A 14,491-nucleotide genomic window follows, 5' to 3' on the forward strand; every position below is an offset into this window, starting at 1 on the left:
CTTGAATTGCTTTTTTAGGTGAGAAGAGGGGGACTCTTCTCTCAGATCAACCTCACCGCCAGGATGTTAAATCTTTGCGCTCAAATCAAGCTGAGGCTGAATTTGACTAACCGAGTCAGCCGCAGGAAGCATAGACTCTAAGGGAGCAAGGTCTTGCGTCGCTACTGTGTTATGCACCGATGCTTGTAGCATTGGCGTGCGAAGAATTGAATTATTCGCCAGGGTAAACAACGGGTTAGACAAAATCCCTGCCAAGGTTGTCGTCACTAACGACAGCACCAAAGTCACTTGCAAAGGGCGCATTCCCGATATATCCCAGCGGATTTCTGGATAATTCTTCACGGCGTCAGACATTTCTTGGGGTTCTTTTACCACCATCATCTTGACGACACGGATGTAGTAGTAAATCGAGACGACGCTCGTGAGCAACCCTAGTAAGACTAAGCCGTAAACACCCGCCTGCCAACCTGCCCAGAACAGGTAGATTTTTCCGAAGAAGCCAGCCAAGGGCGGAATTCCTCCCAAGGACAGCAGACAAATACTCAAGCACAAAGTCAGAAGCGGATCTTTTTGATACAGTCCCGCGTATTCGGTAATTTGATCCGTACCTGTTCGCAGGGTGAACAGAATCACGCAGGCGAAGCCGCCCAAGTTCATGAACAGGTAAACCAGCATATAAAACACCATGCTGGCATAACCTTCTTCGGTGCCGGTAATCAAACCGATCATGACAAAGCCAGCTTGGGCAATGGAAGAGTAAGCCAGCAGACGTTTCATGCTGGTTTGGGTAAGCGCAACGACGTTACCCAGTATCATGCTCAAGACTGCGAGGGCGGTGAAGACAAAATGCCACTCTTGAGTGACGAGGGGGAAAGCTGTCACCATCAGGCGGATGGCAAGGGCAAATCCAGCGGCTTTTGAACCAACGGAGAGGAAGGCTACAACAGGTGTTGGTGAGCCTTCGTAAACGTCTGGTGTCCATTGGTGGAAGGGAACGGCGGCAATTTTGAAGCCAATCCCGGCGATCGCAAAGACTAATGCAATCAGCAACCCTAAGGATAAGTCAGCGTTCGCGCTGGAAATGCCAGTAGCGATCGCGCTCAACTTCGTTTCTCCCCCGGATAGTCCGTACAGCAGCGAGACACCGTAGAGGAAAATTGCTGTACTCGAAGCGCCAATTAGCAGATATTTTAACGCTGCTTCATTGGAACGGGGGTCGCGCTTCATGTATCCCGTCATCAGGTAGGACGAGATACTGAGGGTTTCTAAGGCGACAAAAATCGTCACCAGCTCATCTGCACCACACAGAATCATTCCCCCAATGGTGGCGCTAAGCATAATCCCAATAAATTCCGCCAGGGAGGTGCCGCTTTGTTCTACATAGCGGATCGACATCATAATCGTGACGGCGGTAGACAAGGCAACGATGCCGCGAAAGACGACGCTCATGGCATCGCCGTTGAAGCTACCCAAGAAGCCGATGGTGTTCGTGTTCCCCCATTGATAGTACAAAGCGACGATGGAGGCGAGTAGACCCGCGATCGCAATATAGGGCGTGAAGCGCGAGGACGACCGCCCGATAATCAAGTCAACGATGAGAACTGCCAAAAGGGTGACAATTAAAATCCCTTCCGGCCAGATTGTCCCAACATTCAACTGGGCTGCAAGTTCAGCAAAACTCATGAGATATATAGTTTTGGGTATTTAGGCAGAGAGACTGAGACTCTTAATATTATTTAATTTTATGGCGTTCGGGGTTGCTTGGATTATTGATGAGGGCGATCGCTTTTGGCGTCATGAACCCCAAAGACGCTAAGAACAAGGAAAAAAGACAGGAAAGAGGCGATCGCGCTGTCGCTAAAATCTCAGTAGGCGAAGTGACTTGTCAGCGATCGCGCGATCGCCTGTCTTCGATTCTGCGATGGTGACGCAATCGAGCTTTTCGAGATTCTGCAAGGGTAAGAAGCGGTGGTACAGTCTTGGGCTACTGTAACTGATGGAGAATTAATGCGAATCAGTTCTAAAAATCCAGAGTTGCGATCGCCAAAATCAACAAGCTTGGATGTATCGTGTAGATGGCTCAGTTACGCAGTATCCCGCTACAGCGGCTTTGAGTGGTGAGGATGTGGTGCTGGGATTTACGTTGCCTGTGCGGAGTTTGGTGCGAGAGCGATCGCGTTTAGAGACATGAACCCCCAAGAAGCACAACCCACATTTTGTAGAGAAGCGATTTCTCTCATCTGGAGAGAGTGTTAGGTTTGCACAGAAAATTCTTCAGGATCGATTCCCCAATTCACCCAGCCAATCGCTTCACGCGCCGATTTCATATTAGGCGGAACGCGCAAGGCATGAATGTGTCCGGTACTGGGACAAGTCATTTTTAATAAATATATTGGCTCTACATCGAGCTTATTATCTATTTTTAACAAGGTATATTCTTGCCAATAATCTAATTTAGTTGCTTGCAATTCCTGGCAAATACGGCTGTAGCCAATTACCTGTATTAATACTCGTCGCAGTTCCGCATTATCTTCTTTTAAAAGCCATTGAGGTTGCCACTGACTTGGGTGTAATTTGCCGTATTCTTCTGGTAAGGTTACGCCGTGATAGGAGTAAAAATTATATCCATCAGCAAATTCGATTGCCGGTTCTCCTTCGGCATGGAGGCGATTTTGGCTATCGAAAGAGATTTTTATCGGGCGTTCGCTGACTATATTTTGTGTATCAAAGTAGCGCCAAGTCCATCCTGCAAACTGCTGTAACTGCCAATAGGCTTGTCCTTGGGTGTCTCGATCAATGCCATTCAAGGCAGCAATAGACTTAACAGTTTCCCTCGCTGATTCAAATTGAGAAGTTACAACTAAAATATCAATCTTTTCTGTAATCGGGCAGGTTTTCTGTAACAAATTAACCGGATAATTCAATAAATTAAGTTGGAGTAAAGTATATTCCTCCCAAGAATCTAATTCTGTAGCTCGTAAGTCTTGTAAAAATCCACTAGCATCCTTGATTATTACTTGCTTGGATTCCGAATAAGTCTCTTCTAAAAACGATTCGGTTCTCATAGAGAATTGGATGGGACCTTCCACGCGATCGCGTCCGTTGGATTTAGCCTTATTTGTCTCAAGCTCGGCTACTTTAATTAATTCCTGCCAGTTTAATTCAGGCTCTGGAAAGCAAACTGCTACTCCCGCAGAGACAGTGCAACGATGAATGTAGTAATTCGGATCTACGTATAGTAGCTTAGCTCCTTCCCTAAGTTGCTCGGCTATTCGCCTACAATCTTCTAGGGAAGTTTCTGGCAAAATTACTGCAAATTCATCACCTCCTTTGCGGCAGGCTATCGCTGAGTTAGGAATATTTCTTTGTAAGAAGCTCCCCAATTCTTGCAGGAAGAAATTGCCTATTGAGAAACCAACTAAATTGTTGTACCTTTGAAACCAATCGATATTTAGCAGAATTAGACCTAATAATTGCTGACTTCTTTCTCGACACCCCTGCCACTGCAAGAATACAAACATATAACGACGATTCAATAAACCTGTGAGCGGGTCGCGAAATATTTGGTTAAATTGCAAATCATCAATCAGGAGCTGGTTCATTTATTCGGTTTAGGCTGCTTTTACCACTTCTGCGGCTTCTTCTCGGTCGATTGGCTCGGTGGAAAGCGCTACGCTTCGCCACGTCTCCCGATAAACTGGAATCAGCACTTCTTGCTCTGGCGTAAGTTTATCAATCTTAATCTGCGACATAACGCCATCCTTGAGGCTCATATTCGCGCTGAATTCGCACCATCCAGCTGCCTTGGGGAATAGCAATAGCTTTATGCTCCTCGTGGGTTAAAGTTGCCGTTTCCGAGAAGACGCGCAGGTAGAGAGTGCCATTTTTTTCGTATAGTTCGGCTTGTCCGTCGCTGATGCGGTGCTTGTGTCCCGTCACCTCGCCTTCTGCCAGAGTCAGGTGAGATAGCTTTTCTCCCTCGGTTTGCTGTGCGGGGAGTAAAATGACATCGCCTTGTCGAATCGGTTGCATGGGTTATCCTCGTACTGCTAGGCATGTTTTAGCCAGATGTTGGCATCCATTCTGGCACACCTCGAAATAGAGGGAGGTCGCCATTGCAATCCTCCATAAGTTAAACATTGAGATAGCTTTAAATTAAGTCTGGTGCAAACCGCTCTCTCGGTAGCGGCTCTAAAAAAGCAAGCTATCTTTGGGAGAGCGAATCGCCCCTAGATGCGATTTACCGCCATTCGTGAAACCGGCTCTCGTCAGACTTGGTACGCAAAATCAAGACTTCAGTCGTCGGTTTTCCGCATAAAATCCTCTTAATCGCTCTTGACATCTGACATAAAGTATTTAAATTAACTGTTCAGCCCAGCTGCTATTTCTCCAAGCTCCCATGTCAACCCTCGTTATCGTCGAATCTCCCACCAAAGCACGCACCATCAGTAAATTTTTGCCCTCCAGCTACCGGGTCGAGGCGTCGATGGGTCATGTACGCGACCTGCCCCAATCCAGTAAAGAAATTCCCGAAGCCTACAAAGGGGAAAAATGGGCGCAGCTGGGAGTAAATGTGGATGCGGACTTTGAACCCCTGTATGTCGTCCCCAACGACAAAAAGAAGATTGTCACCGCCCTGAAAAATGCCCTGAAAGATGCGGATGAATTGGTGTTGGCAACTGACGAAGACCGAGAAGGCGAAAGCATTAGCTGGCATTTGCTCCAGCTATTGAAGCCAAAGGTTCCCATCAAGCGAATGGTGTTCCACGAAATCACCAAAGAAGCCATCCGCGACGCCCTGAAGAACTGCCGCAATATCGATGAGCAGGTGGTTCGCGCTCAGGAGACGCGGCGGATATTAGACCGGCTGGTAGGATATACGCTGTCGCCGCTGTTGTGGAAAAAAATCTCCTATGGCTTATCGGCAGGGCGGGTGCAGTCGGTAGCAGTGCGGCTTTTGGTAAATCGAGAGCGTCAACGCCGAGCTTTCCGCCAAGGCAGTTACTGGGATCTCAAGGCAAGCTTAAACAAAGATAAGACACCTTTTGAAGCGCGACTTGTCGCTCTCAAAGGGACGAGAATCGCCACTGGCAGCGATTTTGATGAAGCAACGGGACAAATTATTGCCGGACGGAATGTGATTCTGCTCTCGGAAGCGGAAGCGAGAAGTTTAGAGACGCGACTGGCAGATAAACCCTGGACGGTGGCTGACTTAGAAGAACGTCCGGTTACTCGCAAACCTTTACCGCCGTTTACCACTTCGACACTCCAACAGGAGGCGAATCGGAAACTACATTTATCTGCCCGCGACACGATGCGAACTGCCCAGAGTTTGTACGAGCAGGGGTATATTACCTATATGCGGACAGATTCGGTGCATTTGTCGCAACAAGCGATCGCTGCCGCTCGCAGTTGTGTCGAGCAAATGTACGGCAAGCAATACCTCAGCCCGGAACCCCGCCAGTACACCACGAAAAGCAAGGGCGCTCAAGAAGCTCACGAAGCCATTCGCCCTGCCGGTAGCAGCTTCCGCACTCCCCAGGAAACCGGCTTGAGCGGTCGGGAATTCGCTGTGTATGACCTAATTTGGAAGCGCACCGTCGCTACCCAAATGGCAGAATCTCGCCAAACCCAAATTACCGTGCAGTTGCAAGTCGAAGATGCTGGTTTTCGGGCTAGTGGCAAACGGATTGACTTTCACGGCTTCTTACGCGCCTACGTGGAAGGATCGGACGATCCCCATGCAGCACTAGAAGACATGGAAGTGATTTTACCAACTCTCAAAAAAGGCGATCGCCCGACCTGTAAAAAGCTAGAATCTATCGGGCACGAAACTCAGCCACCAGCAAGATACACGGAAGCTTCCCTCGTCAAAACCCTCGAAAGCGAAGGTATCGGGCGTCCCAGCACCTACGCCAGTATCATTGGCACGATTATCGAGAAAGGCTATGCCCAAATGAATGGCAACGCCCTAGTTCCTACCTTCACTGCCTTTGCCGTCACCAGTCTGCTAGAACAACATTTTCCCGATTTGGTCGATCCCAGCTTCACCTCCAAGATGGAGCAAACCCTGGATGAAATTTCCACTGGGGAAGCTAAATGGCTGCCATATCTGGAAAAGTTCTATCTCGGAGAAATGGGTTTGGCTACCCAAGTCAAGGAAAGGGAAAAGGGGATTGATGCCGCATCTGCCCGTACCATCGAATTAGACGATCTCGGTGGGGCGAAAGTCCGGATTGGTCAATATGGCCCCTACATTGAAGCTGAAAAGGACTCTGGGCCAGTAAAAGCCTCATTGCCTAAGGATCTGACCCCCTCAGACATCCACGCTGAGCTAATTGAGACGCTGCTACAGCAGAAAACAGAAGGTCCCGATAAAGTCGGCTTGCATCCGGAAACCGGCGAACCGATTTATGTGCTAATTGGCACTTACGGTCCCTATGTCCAACTGGGTGATGCCACAGAGGAAAACAAAAAACCCAAACGCGCCTCTCTGCCCAAGGGGGTCACGATTGAGGACGTGACGCTGGATATGGCAGTTGGCTTGCTATCTCTGCCGCGTACTTTGGGCATTCACCCAGAAACTAATGGCAAAGTCCAGGCAGGATTGGGGCGCTTTGGTCCTTATGTCGTCCACGACCAAGGAAAAGAAGGTAAAGAGTATCGCTCCCTGAAAGCCGGTGACGATGTATTGACAATTGACATCGAACGTGCAATTGAGCTGCTGGCTGAACCGAAAAAGGGACGCGGCGGTACTCGCAGCAAGTCTAAGGCACCGTTACGAGAACTGGGGACTCACCCCACTGATGGGGAACCCGTGAATATCTACGATGGCCCTTATGGTCCTTACATCAAGCATGGGAAGACGAATGCTTCTGTCCCAGAAGGAGAATCTGTCGAAGGGTTAACGATGGAAAAAGCGCTGGAAGCGTTGGCAGCGAAGGCGGGTTCCACAACAAAATCGAGTCGCAAATCCACCAAGAGTGGAACATCTACTAAAAAGACCACAACTGGGAAGACAACCGCTAAAAAGACGACGGCAACAACTAGCACTAAGAAAAAATCTTAGTTTCTTTCCAGTGGCGGGAAGCGATCGCGCTTTTGAAAAAATGAACGCGATCGCTTCCCTTCAAAGAGTGTTATTTTATCGCTTACCTTCTTTCCACTCTTCCCCACCTGGTAGCTGAACTAAATTCTCATCAATAATTGCTGGTAAAGTCTTTGGCGAATGTTCATACGTTACATCGAGCAATGTCTGAGCCGTCATTATGAGGTCTGTTCTATCCACCGACGCTGCAAGTTGGCAGGGATGATAAAAATAATCCATAGCTTCCACACTTGCCGGACGAAGTGCCGCCTCAATTGCCTCTTCTAGAAAAGGCTTCCATTCATCTTGCTCGATGTAGTAAGACGTTTTATTCTCTTTGAGATTGAGTGTTTGAATTTGCTGGAGAGAATCTGAAATTAAAGCTGCCCAGGAATTAGTTAAACACTGGTCAACTTGGTTTTGAATCAAGTGAGTCAGCATGGTGACGAGGAAAGATTCGATATTACGGAGGATTGCTTGTTTACTCATCCCCTCTAGCCCATCCACAATCGCCAAAACATCTGCATAGCGTCCTTCTAAGATGCTAGTTCTTAGGTCGATTAGTTCCTGTGTCATAAATGCTACCTTTACAGATAGACGCTGATAGGCTGAATATAGCATTCAGCCACCTCCTATCTTGCACTACCCCCTTAAGCGATCGCTCCCGCACAGCTTGCCATCAACTCAGGCGCTGGCGAAGCCACAAAGCAAACAGAGGCAAAGCCAGTCGATAGCCTTGTTCGGAGCCGTAAATCAAGCCTTTGTGCTGCAATCCTGCGATCGCACCTTGAAGACTTCCTCCTCTCGAAAGGTAATGCTTGTGAATGTAATCTCGACTTTGTGGTTTGTCAGTCGGGTCTAACGCTAGAGACTCTAACAGATGCGCCTGATTTGCTGGAAGCAGCATGAGTAATGACTCGAAGACCATCGATAGGTCGGCTAGTAGTTCTTGGATTGCCTGCTGAACGTGCCAATCGCGAATTAGCCCGTCAGAAACTCGTACCGACTTGAGGCGTCGCACCAGTGCCGAAGCATCGCCTAAGTGTCCCTGTACCGCATTGACAAAGAGTTCCAGCGCTTGCGATCGCGGATCGAATGTCAACCCTTCGCCATGCAAAACCGCCTGAACCCAAGCGGCAACAACATTATCAGCTAAGGGAGCCAGATGCACAATTTCCAAATGATTGCCCGGTTCATCGGGATGAAGGCTGGTTTCCGCAATAGTTGCCACCAGCACATAACTCACCTGAGTCTGACGCTCAATTTCTTTCCTCAAAAATTTTTCCCATACCCCATTCCGATCCCAAGAGCGGATATGAGGGAAGTTGTCCAAAATTAGCACCCCCCGCTTGCCCGAAGATTCGGCTAACCTTTGCAGGAGATCGATTAATCCCTCAAATGCTCTCCATTGCTGCTCTTGGCTCTCTGTCCGAACAGGTTGCAGCCGCTGCCTATCACTTCCTTCGTCTTTCAGGACAAATAATTCAGCTGCCTTGCGTTCAATCCACTCTCCCATTAGAGCTTGAGCCGTTGCACTTTGAAACGTCTGATCTATGCTCTCGCACAGCAGTTGCACGAAGCGCTGACCATCGGTAACGCGGATGCAGTCAACCTCCAAGATTTTAGCGCCAACTTCTTGAGCCGCCCGCCGCACCAGAGTCCGCCGTCCGCTTCCTGGCACTCCTACAATCAGCAAGTCGCCATCACGCGCTAAAACCTGGGTGATTCGCTGGAATTGCGCTTGCCGTCCAACCAATTGAAACGGTGCTGATATATCCACAAGATTCACGGCTGTAGCGCCCCGCTCCCAAGTGTAGAAACCTTCCTGCGGCACGTCTTCTTTTGTTGGCGAGTCAGGGCTGAGGTTAAACATTGATTTGCCACAAATCGGTTCTCTCATCAGGCTATTGGGTGTTTTATCCTATCCAATCCCAAGCTCAAACCAACAAGTTGGTGTGGCATGAGTCTATCGTTTACCTTGGCACTTTTCAATAGTGTCAATGTCCTTTAGCACTATCAAAGAGTGCTATATATGTTTTAGCACCGTTTGACAGGTATTTACTCATAGGCAATTTCCGTGTTAGAAGCATTCGTCTTCGCAACAATATTCTGCGGATTTTTCGGCATCATCCTTAAAAAGAACTTGGTTATGAAGATCATCTCTATGGATGTCATGAGTACGGGGGTTATCGCCTATTACGTACTGGTTGCATCGCGAGATGGTTTATTCACACCCATTATTTCAGGCGGCACAAATGTTGATTACTCTGATCCGGTTCCCCAGGCGGTGATATTGACGGGGATTGTGATCGGCTTTTCAATTCAGTGCGTAATGCTGGTCGGTGTCATGAAGCTGGCACGGGATAATCCCACCCTGGAAACCAACGAGATCGAGAAGAGCAATACGCCATGAATACCATTACCATCGCATGGATTGCACTACCGTTTTTTTTGGGGTTCACCATTTATCTGCTCCCCAAACTTGACCGATACCTCGCACTGTTCACGGCATTTGTTTCGGCTGGATATGCGTTGCAGCTATTTGTCACTCAGTCGCCACTGACACTACAGTTACTAGATAATTTCGGCGTCACATTAATCGTCGATCAGGTAAGCGGCTACTTTATATTGACCAATGCGCTAGTAACAGCCGCAGTCATTCTCTACTGTTGGCACAGCGATAAAACAGCTTTCTTTTATACACAGATCGTCATTCTGCATGGCAGCATCAATGCCGCGTTCGCCTGTGCGGACTTTATCAGTTTATATGTAGCACTAGAGGTCAGCGGGATTGCGGCGTTTCTCTTGATTGCCTATCCCCGCACCGATCGCTCGATTTGGGTTGCCTTGCGTTATCTGTTTATCAGCAACACAGCAATGCTGTTTTATCTGGTGGGTGCGGTGCTAGCCTATCAGACCAATCATTCGTTTAGTTTTGCAAGTTTGCGTGGGGCACCGCCGGAGGCACTGGCACTCATCTTTCTGGGACTCTTGGTTAAGGGGGGAATTTTTGTATCGGGATTGTGGTTGCCGTTAACTCACTCCGAATCGGAAACGCCGGTATCAGCGATGCTGTCGGGAGTTGTAGTCAAAGCTGGAGTCTATCCGCTAGTGCGTTGTGCGCTGATAGTGGAGGAACTCGATCCGCTCATCCGGCTATTCGGAGTGGGAACGGCACTGCTAGGCGTGTTCTATGCCGTCTTTGAAAAAGATACCAAGCGGATGCTGGCATTCCATACCGTTTCGCAGTTAGGCTTTGTCCTCGCTGCCCCAATCGTAGGTGGCTTTTATGCACTGACTCACGGCTTAGTCAAATCGGCACTCTTCCTGATTGCAGGTACTTTACCGAGCCGCAATTTCAAGGAGTTGCAACACAAGCCGATCAAAACAACGGTCTGGATTGCTCTGGTTATCGCCAGCTTCTCGATCTCAGGCTTTCCCTTATTGTCTGGCTTTGGGGCGAAGGTGTTGACGGCGAAGAATTTTCTGCCCTGGCAAACAATTGCCATGAACGTTGCGGCTTTGGGAACAGCAATCTCGTTTGCCAAATTCATATTCTTGCCGCATAAAGCAGACGGCGAGGAGGCAGTAAAGCCCGGTTTCTGGTCAGCTGTAATCCTGCTGCTCGGTGGTCTGTTTATAGCAAACATTGCCTATTACGAGGCATATACCCTTGCGAATATCGTAAAACCACTAGCAACCATCGGTCTTGGTTGGTTGGCGTATCTCTTGATTTTCAAACGAACCGTACTCAAGCTGCCCCGTGTGGTGGAGGAATTTGAGCATTTGATCGGTGGAATGAGTCTAATGTTGCTCCTGCTCTTCTGGATGGTGATGGCATGATTGGACACTTAAATCTGATATTTCGACTGGCCATCTGGTTTTTGCTCACCGCTAATCTGAGCGTGGCAAATATCATCATCGGCGTCAGCATCGCACTCCTATTACCAGGACGGCCCAAAACCCCGGAAGCATTAAACGATTGGCTGCGGGCGCTGTGGGAAACTCTCGTGGCGATTCCGCAGGCATATAAGGAAGCCTTTGAAATGATCCTCCGTCCCCACAATTACGAAGAGGTGACGATGGAGCGAGTCAAACCCGGACGGACAACCGGACTCATCTTCCTGGATATATTTCTGATCACCTTTACGCCCACAAGCATTGTCTTGAAGTATCACGAAAATGGCTGGTACGAAGTCCACTGGGTGCGACGGAGAAAAAAAGCATGAACTTGGTACTGATTCCAATGATTCTGGCTCTGCTCATACCCATGTATGAGGCTTGGCAAGATGATGATATTTGGCAAAAAATGTTGGCATTTGCCAGTATTGCGACTAAGACATCAATCATGATCCTGGTTGTATCTGTCTTACGGGATGATTGGATGCTCGGTGTTACAGGGGTAATCATCCTGAGCGTAGGTAATGCCGGATTAATGTTGTTGGCACAAGTCCTTAAACGAATAAATGAACTATGATCGACGCGCTTAGTTATACCTGCATAGGTATAGGAATTTTCTTCTGGTTTTGGGGAACCTTTCCCCTGCTCGGTCATCGCTCGGTATTATTCAAGCTACATACTCTTTCGGTTGCCGATACCCTAGGGAGCATGATCATTATCGTCGGACTGCTCCTGAAGATACCGAGCGAATGGCCGCTGCTCATCCTTGGCATTATCACCTTGGCAATCTGGAATACTGTGCTGGGGTATGTGTTGGCTTACTGTTCCAGCAGTGGAGGTAGCCATGAATGATAGCTATATCTATGTCATAACCGCCCTGCTGCCGTTGTCCGCGCTCATGCTGTTACTTCAGTCCAATCCATACCATGCCTTGGTAATCCAGGGAATAGTGGGAGCAGTCGCAGCATTGGTATTTGCGGTTTTGGGGGCGGCGGATGTGGCTTTGACCCAAGCCTTGATGGGTACTCTGCTGGCGATTACGCTTTATGCGATCGCGGTGCGTTCATCGCTGGTGATGCGTCTTGGTGTACTCGAAGATGGGGCGATCAAGACAGATGACGAGTCCCATTTTGGGCAACTAATGGATGACATGCGTTCAATTTTCGGCAAACACTATATGCGTCTTGAGGTCGTCCCGTACACGAATATGCAAGCCTTGCACCGGGCGTTGATGGACAAAGAAGTCCATGCAACCTGTGCTATACGAGACTACGATAATCAAGACCTCGTAGCGACTGAGGACGAAAAGCAACCCTATCACACCACAACTAGGGTTCAACGCCTCTATGACATCATGCGAACCGAACTTTCATCACCAGCGACCAGCCTAACCTATGTAAATGCACCATCAGGGGAGGAACATTAATGAAATGGGTTTACATTGCAGCGGGGATAGCGCTGTTCGTCAAATTCCTGATCGTGTCCAATCCGGCACCGGACTTATCGCTCTCGATCGTCCAAACGCTTGTACAAGAGAGTGGAGTACCTAATGCAGTTACGGCTGTCATTCTCAGGAACCGGCTGTATGACACAATCTTTGAGGTGGTGGTATTTACGATTGCGGTCATGGGTGCAAAGTTTCTACTGGCAGATGAAAGACCGTTCTGCACAATTAATCAGTTCACCGATCAACCATCGATTGTGATGGCGCGTCTAGGAGCAACTATTGCCGCGTTGGTGGGTATCGAACTGGCGATTCGGGGGCATCTAAGTCCCGGCGGTGGTTTTGCGGCTGGAGTTGCGGGTGGAACGGCGATCGGCCTTGTGGCGATTACCTCATCAACCGAGTGGATGCAGGAAATCTACAAGCGCTGGAACGCCGCTATATGGGAGAAGGTTTCGGTTCTGATTTTCATTGTCCTATCGGTTATCACCCTAGCCGGATTAGAATTACCGCACGGAGAGTTGGGCGCACTTTTCAGCGGTGGAGTTATCCCCTTGCTCAACATCCTAGTCGCCGTAAAAGTTGCGTTGGGTTCTTGGGCAGCTGTTTTGGTGTTTATTCATTATCGGGGATTGTTGTAAGAGATTATGCAGCTACTTAAAGAGTGGAACAATCCAAGCAGCAGTTAGGCTCATCAACACGAGAATCTCTAAAACTTTGAGGGGAAAGGACAGTTTCAACCACTCTTTAGCCAAAGTCGGTCGCAAACCAGACCACCATTGAAGAATATTTTCTCGCCACAAAGTGGGACTATCTTTAGGGCGGAACTGGTAACTTAATATTGATAAGAGAAGGGAAATTCCTCCTATCTTGGCACTCATTAAGAGATGCAAGGCGATGCAGACAACCATCACCACCCATGAAATGAGGTGAGCATAATACCAACTATGATTAAGCTCTCCTCTTGGCAACCATTTTTCATCCATCATCTTGCCAGAGAAAACAGCAAAAGTCAGTGCCAAGATAGCCAGCGTGTTAATGACTCGATGCAGCGTATACCACCATACGGGTTTCCCCAACTGTCCAAGTTTGGCCACAAAATCCGGCTGGATAAGTCTTTTGTGTCCGCGATGGAAAGCATATAGAGCAAATAGAGGGAATACAAGTAAGGCATATAGCCCAAACGTGCCATGAATTCCTTCTATTTCCTTTAGCTCAGGCAAGGGAATTCTTCCCCATCGTCCGTCGTAGACATCATATGTCCAGAAGGCGGTCAAAATCGCAGCAATTACGAAAAGACTAGTAAAGCCATGCAGAATACGGAGAAGAAAAGGTTGATATGGCTCAGAGGGTTTTACAGGCATGGACTGAAATCTTCCACACATCTTCCACTCATTCAATTGTCTCACTCTGCGATCGCCCGATCCAAAAAAAGCCATAACCTATCAATTTAGATAGTGGTTGACGGATGCTTGGCAGAGTTTGAGAATAGGCGATCGTCAATGTCGCGATCGCTTATTCTCCTTAGTCGTGATGCTCACCTAGTAAAAAACCCTTGTCATCGGCGATTTACTCGCTGATTTGAGGCGCGATCGCTTTTGAAGTCTTTGAAGTGGGTTGACCTAAAATTCTTTCGTTGCCTTTCTTTCGTTATCTCTGCGTAATCAAGACTTACACAGCACCTTGACAAGTAGGGTGGACAATGCCTACTCTACCACTCGTTCGTTTCGAGTGACTCCTATAAATCCCCTATAAATATAGACCTCTCCATAAACTAGGTCTCAGCACAGGTGGCAATAGGGTTTCAGACACTTTTTTAGAGATGTGTACGATAGTGGTTTGCGTACCCCAAAAGTGCTAGAAGCTTATTTGACATTTTTTTGTTTTACATTTCAAATTAAAATAATATATTGAATTTATAGAACAATAACCGATGGGCTATTGGTCTAATCTATGGAAACGCTAAGGATTTTCAATGATAAATTGACTGTTTTCTCGATTAGAGAGCAACTATTTATCTCTGCACTAGCGTATAGTAAAAAACATTAAAGAATTCAATC

17 protein-coding genes are annotated in these 14,491 nt (G+C 48.0%); 10 read left to right on the top strand and 7 right to left on the bottom strand.

Going from position 1 to position 14,491, the window contains the following annotated elements:
- Positions 1–66 precede the first annotated feature (66 nt).
- Positions 67–1,683 carry an NAD(P)H-quinone oxidoreductase subunit N gene (locus tag H6H02_RS17250; RefSeq protein ID WP_190819948.1) on the bottom strand — a complete coding sequence of 539 codons (1,617 nt, stop codon included), beginning with the start codon at positions 1,681–1,683 and terminating at the stop codon, positions 67–69.
- Positions 1,684–1,757: 74 nt separating this feature from the next.
- On the opposite strand from H6H02_RS17250, the gene H6H02_RS17255 reads away from it, so the two are divergent.
- Both H6H02_RS17255 and H6H02_RS27695 read left to right on the top strand, forming a co-directional pair.
- The gene (locus H6H02_RS17255; protein WP_190819950.1) at positions 1,758–1,928 is read left to right on the top strand and encodes a hypothetical protein; all 171 of its coding nucleotides are present in this window, start codon (positions 1,758–1,760) and stop codon (positions 1,926–1,928) included.
- Between the two features lie 134 nt (positions 1,929–2,062).
- On the top strand, positions 2,063–2,191 hold the full coding sequence (locus tag H6H02_RS27695) for a hypothetical protein (protein WP_277922566.1): 129 nt from the start codon (positions 2,063–2,065) through the stop codon (positions 2,189–2,191).
- 61 nt (positions 2,192–2,252) lie between these two features.
- Here H6H02_RS27695 and H6H02_RS17260 read toward each other — a convergent pair whose 3' ends face one another.
- The 3 genes from H6H02_RS17260 to H6H02_RS17270 are packed head-to-tail and all read right to left on the bottom strand — an operon-like array spanning position 2,253 to position 4,032.
- Positions 2,253–3,602 (bottom strand): GGDEF domain-containing protein, encoded by a 1,350-nt coding sequence (locus H6H02_RS17260; protein ID WP_190819952.1) that lies wholly within the window; start codon positions 3,600–3,602, stop codon positions 2,253–2,255.
- A gap of 9 nt (positions 3,603–3,611) precedes the next feature.
- Complete coding sequence (locus H6H02_RS17265) at positions 3,612–3,752, bottom strand: hypothetical protein (RefSeq protein ID WP_190820025.1); 141 nt, start codon at positions 3,750–3,752, stop codon at positions 3,612–3,614.
- The gene (locus tag H6H02_RS17270; RefSeq protein ID WP_190819954.1) at positions 3,739–4,032 is read right to left on the bottom strand and encodes a hypothetical protein; all 294 of its coding nucleotides are present in this window, start codon (positions 4,030–4,032) and stop codon (positions 3,739–3,741) included. Before H6H02_RS17270 ends, H6H02_RS17265 begins: the two co-directional genes overlap by 14 nt.
- A gap of 367 nt (positions 4,033–4,399) precedes the next feature.
- Here H6H02_RS17270 and topA point away from each other — a divergent pair, with 367 nt between their 5' ends.
- Positions 4,400–7,069, top strand: coding sequence for a type I DNA topoisomerase (topA, locus tag H6H02_RS17275; RefSeq protein ID WP_190819956.1), 2,670 nt, complete (start codon positions 4,400–4,402; stop codon positions 7,067–7,069).
- 75 nt (positions 7,070–7,144) lie between these two features.
- Here topA and H6H02_RS17280 read toward each other — a convergent pair whose 3' ends face one another.
- Together H6H02_RS17280 and H6H02_RS17285 are read right to left on the bottom strand one after the other, a co-directional pair.
- Positions 7,145–7,663: a hypothetical protein gene (locus tag H6H02_RS17280; RefSeq protein WP_190819958.1), complete on the bottom strand. Its 519-nt coding sequence runs from the start codon at positions 7,661–7,663 to the stop codon at positions 7,145–7,147.
- A gap of 103 nt (positions 7,664–7,766) precedes the next feature.
- A complete protein-coding gene (locus H6H02_RS17285; protein ID WP_347342627.1) occupies positions 7,767–8,876 on the bottom strand; it encodes an ATP-binding protein in 1,110 nt (369 codons plus the stop codon).
- Between the two features lie 288 nt (positions 8,877–9,164).
- On the opposite strand from H6H02_RS17285, the gene H6H02_RS17290 reads away from it, so the two are divergent.
- Genes H6H02_RS17290 through H6H02_RS17320 form a run of 7 tightly spaced genes read left to right on the top strand, consistent with a single transcriptional unit; the run spans position 9,165 to position 13,072 of the window.
- Complete coding sequence (locus H6H02_RS17290) at positions 9,165–9,500, top strand: NADH-quinone oxidoreductase subunit K (RefSeq protein WP_190819962.1); 336 nt, start codon at positions 9,165–9,167, stop codon at positions 9,498–9,500.
- The gene (locus H6H02_RS17295; RefSeq protein WP_190819964.1) at positions 9,497–10,930 is read left to right on the top strand and encodes a cation:proton antiporter; all 1,434 of its coding nucleotides are present in this window, start codon (positions 9,497–9,499) and stop codon (positions 10,928–10,930) included. The genes H6H02_RS17290 and H6H02_RS17295 overlap by 4 nt, the downstream gene beginning before the upstream one ends.
- Positions 10,927–11,316, top strand: a complete 390-nt coding sequence (locus tag H6H02_RS17300) for a cation:proton antiporter (RefSeq protein ID WP_190819966.1) — start codon at positions 10,927–10,929, stop codon at positions 11,314–11,316. The genes H6H02_RS17295 and H6H02_RS17300 overlap by 4 nt, the downstream gene beginning before the upstream one ends.
- A complete protein-coding gene (locus H6H02_RS17305) occupies positions 11,313–11,564 on the top strand; it encodes a hypothetical protein (RefSeq protein ID WP_190819968.1) in 252 nt (83 codons plus the stop codon). The genes H6H02_RS17300 and H6H02_RS17305 overlap by 4 nt, the downstream gene beginning before the upstream one ends.
- Positions 11,561–11,839 (top strand): monovalent cation/H(+) antiporter subunit G, encoded by a 279-nt coding sequence (locus H6H02_RS17310; RefSeq protein WP_190819970.1) that lies wholly within the window; start codon positions 11,561–11,563, stop codon positions 11,837–11,839. The genes H6H02_RS17305 and H6H02_RS17310 overlap by 4 nt, the downstream gene beginning before the upstream one ends.
- Positions 11,832–12,413, top strand: coding sequence for a DUF4040 domain-containing protein (locus H6H02_RS17315; protein WP_190820021.1), 582 nt, complete (start codon positions 11,832–11,834; stop codon positions 12,411–12,413). Before H6H02_RS17310 ends, H6H02_RS17315 begins: the two co-directional genes overlap by 8 nt.
- Positions 12,413–13,072, top strand: coding sequence for a Na(+)/H(+) antiporter subunit B (locus H6H02_RS17320; RefSeq protein WP_190819972.1), 660 nt, complete (start codon positions 12,413–12,415; stop codon positions 13,070–13,072). The genes H6H02_RS17315 and H6H02_RS17320 overlap by 1 nt, the downstream gene beginning before the upstream one ends.
- A 12-nt stretch (positions 13,073–13,084) precedes the next feature.
- Here the strand turns inward: H6H02_RS17320 and H6H02_RS17325 are convergent, their stop codons facing one another.
- On the bottom strand, positions 13,085–13,795 hold the full coding sequence (locus tag H6H02_RS17325; protein ID WP_190819974.1) for a cytochrome b/b6 domain-containing protein: 711 nt from the start codon (positions 13,793–13,795) through the stop codon (positions 13,085–13,087).
- Between the last annotated feature and the right edge of the window lie 696 nt (positions 13,796–14,491).

Origin of the sequence: Coleofasciculus sp. FACHB-1120 (assembly GCF_014698845.1) — a bacterium.
Lineage (GTDB): Bacteria > Cyanobacteriota > Cyanobacteriia > Cyanobacteriales > FACHB-T130 > FACHB-T130.

Coding starts and splice junctions, on each gene's coding strand:
- H6H02_RS17270 (WP_190819954.1), bottom strand. CDS start 4,032: ATGCAACCGATTCGACAAGGCGATGTCATTTTACTCCCCGCACAGCAA.
- H6H02_RS17260 (WP_190819952.1), bottom strand. CDS start 3,602: ATGAACCAGCTCCTGATTGATGATTTGCAATTTAACCAAATATTTCGC.
- H6H02_RS17295 (WP_190819964.1), top strand. CDS start 9,497: ATGAATACCATTACCATCGCATGGATTGCACTACCGTTTTTTTTGGGG.
- topA (WP_190819956.1), top strand. CDS start 4,400: ATGTCAACCCTCGTTATCGTCGAATCTCCCACCAAAGCACGCACCATC.
- H6H02_RS17315 (WP_190820021.1), top strand. CDS start 11,832: ATGAATGATAGCTATATCTATGTCATAACCGCCCTGCTGCCGTTGTCC.
- H6H02_RS17320 (WP_190819972.1), top strand. CDS start 12,413: ATGAAATGGGTTTACATTGCAGCGGGGATAGCGCTGTTCGTCAAATTC.
- H6H02_RS17250 (WP_190819948.1), bottom strand. CDS start 1,683: ATGAGTTTTGCTGAACTTGCAGCCCAGTTGAATGTTGGGACAATCTGG.
- H6H02_RS17300 (WP_190819966.1), top strand. CDS start 10,927: ATGATTGGACACTTAAATCTGATATTTCGACTGGCCATCTGGTTTTTG.
- H6H02_RS17280 (WP_190819958.1), bottom strand. CDS start 7,663: ATGACACAGGAACTAATCGACCTAAGAACTAGCATCTTAGAAGGACGC.
- H6H02_RS27695 (WP_277922566.1), top strand. CDS start 2,063: ATGTATCGTGTAGATGGCTCAGTTACGCAGTATCCCGCTACAGCGGCT.
- H6H02_RS17310 (WP_190819970.1), top strand. CDS start 11,561: ATGATCGACGCGCTTAGTTATACCTGCATAGGTATAGGAATTTTCTTC.
- H6H02_RS17325 (WP_190819974.1), bottom strand. CDS start 13,795: ATGCCTGTAAAACCCTCTGAGCCATATCAACCTTTTCTTCTCCGTATT.
- H6H02_RS17305 (WP_190819968.1), top strand. CDS start 11,313: ATGAACTTGGTACTGATTCCAATGATTCTGGCTCTGCTCATACCCATG.
- H6H02_RS17265 (WP_190820025.1), bottom strand. CDS start 3,752: ATGTCGCAGATTAAGATTGATAAACTTACGCCAGAGCAAGAAGTGCTG.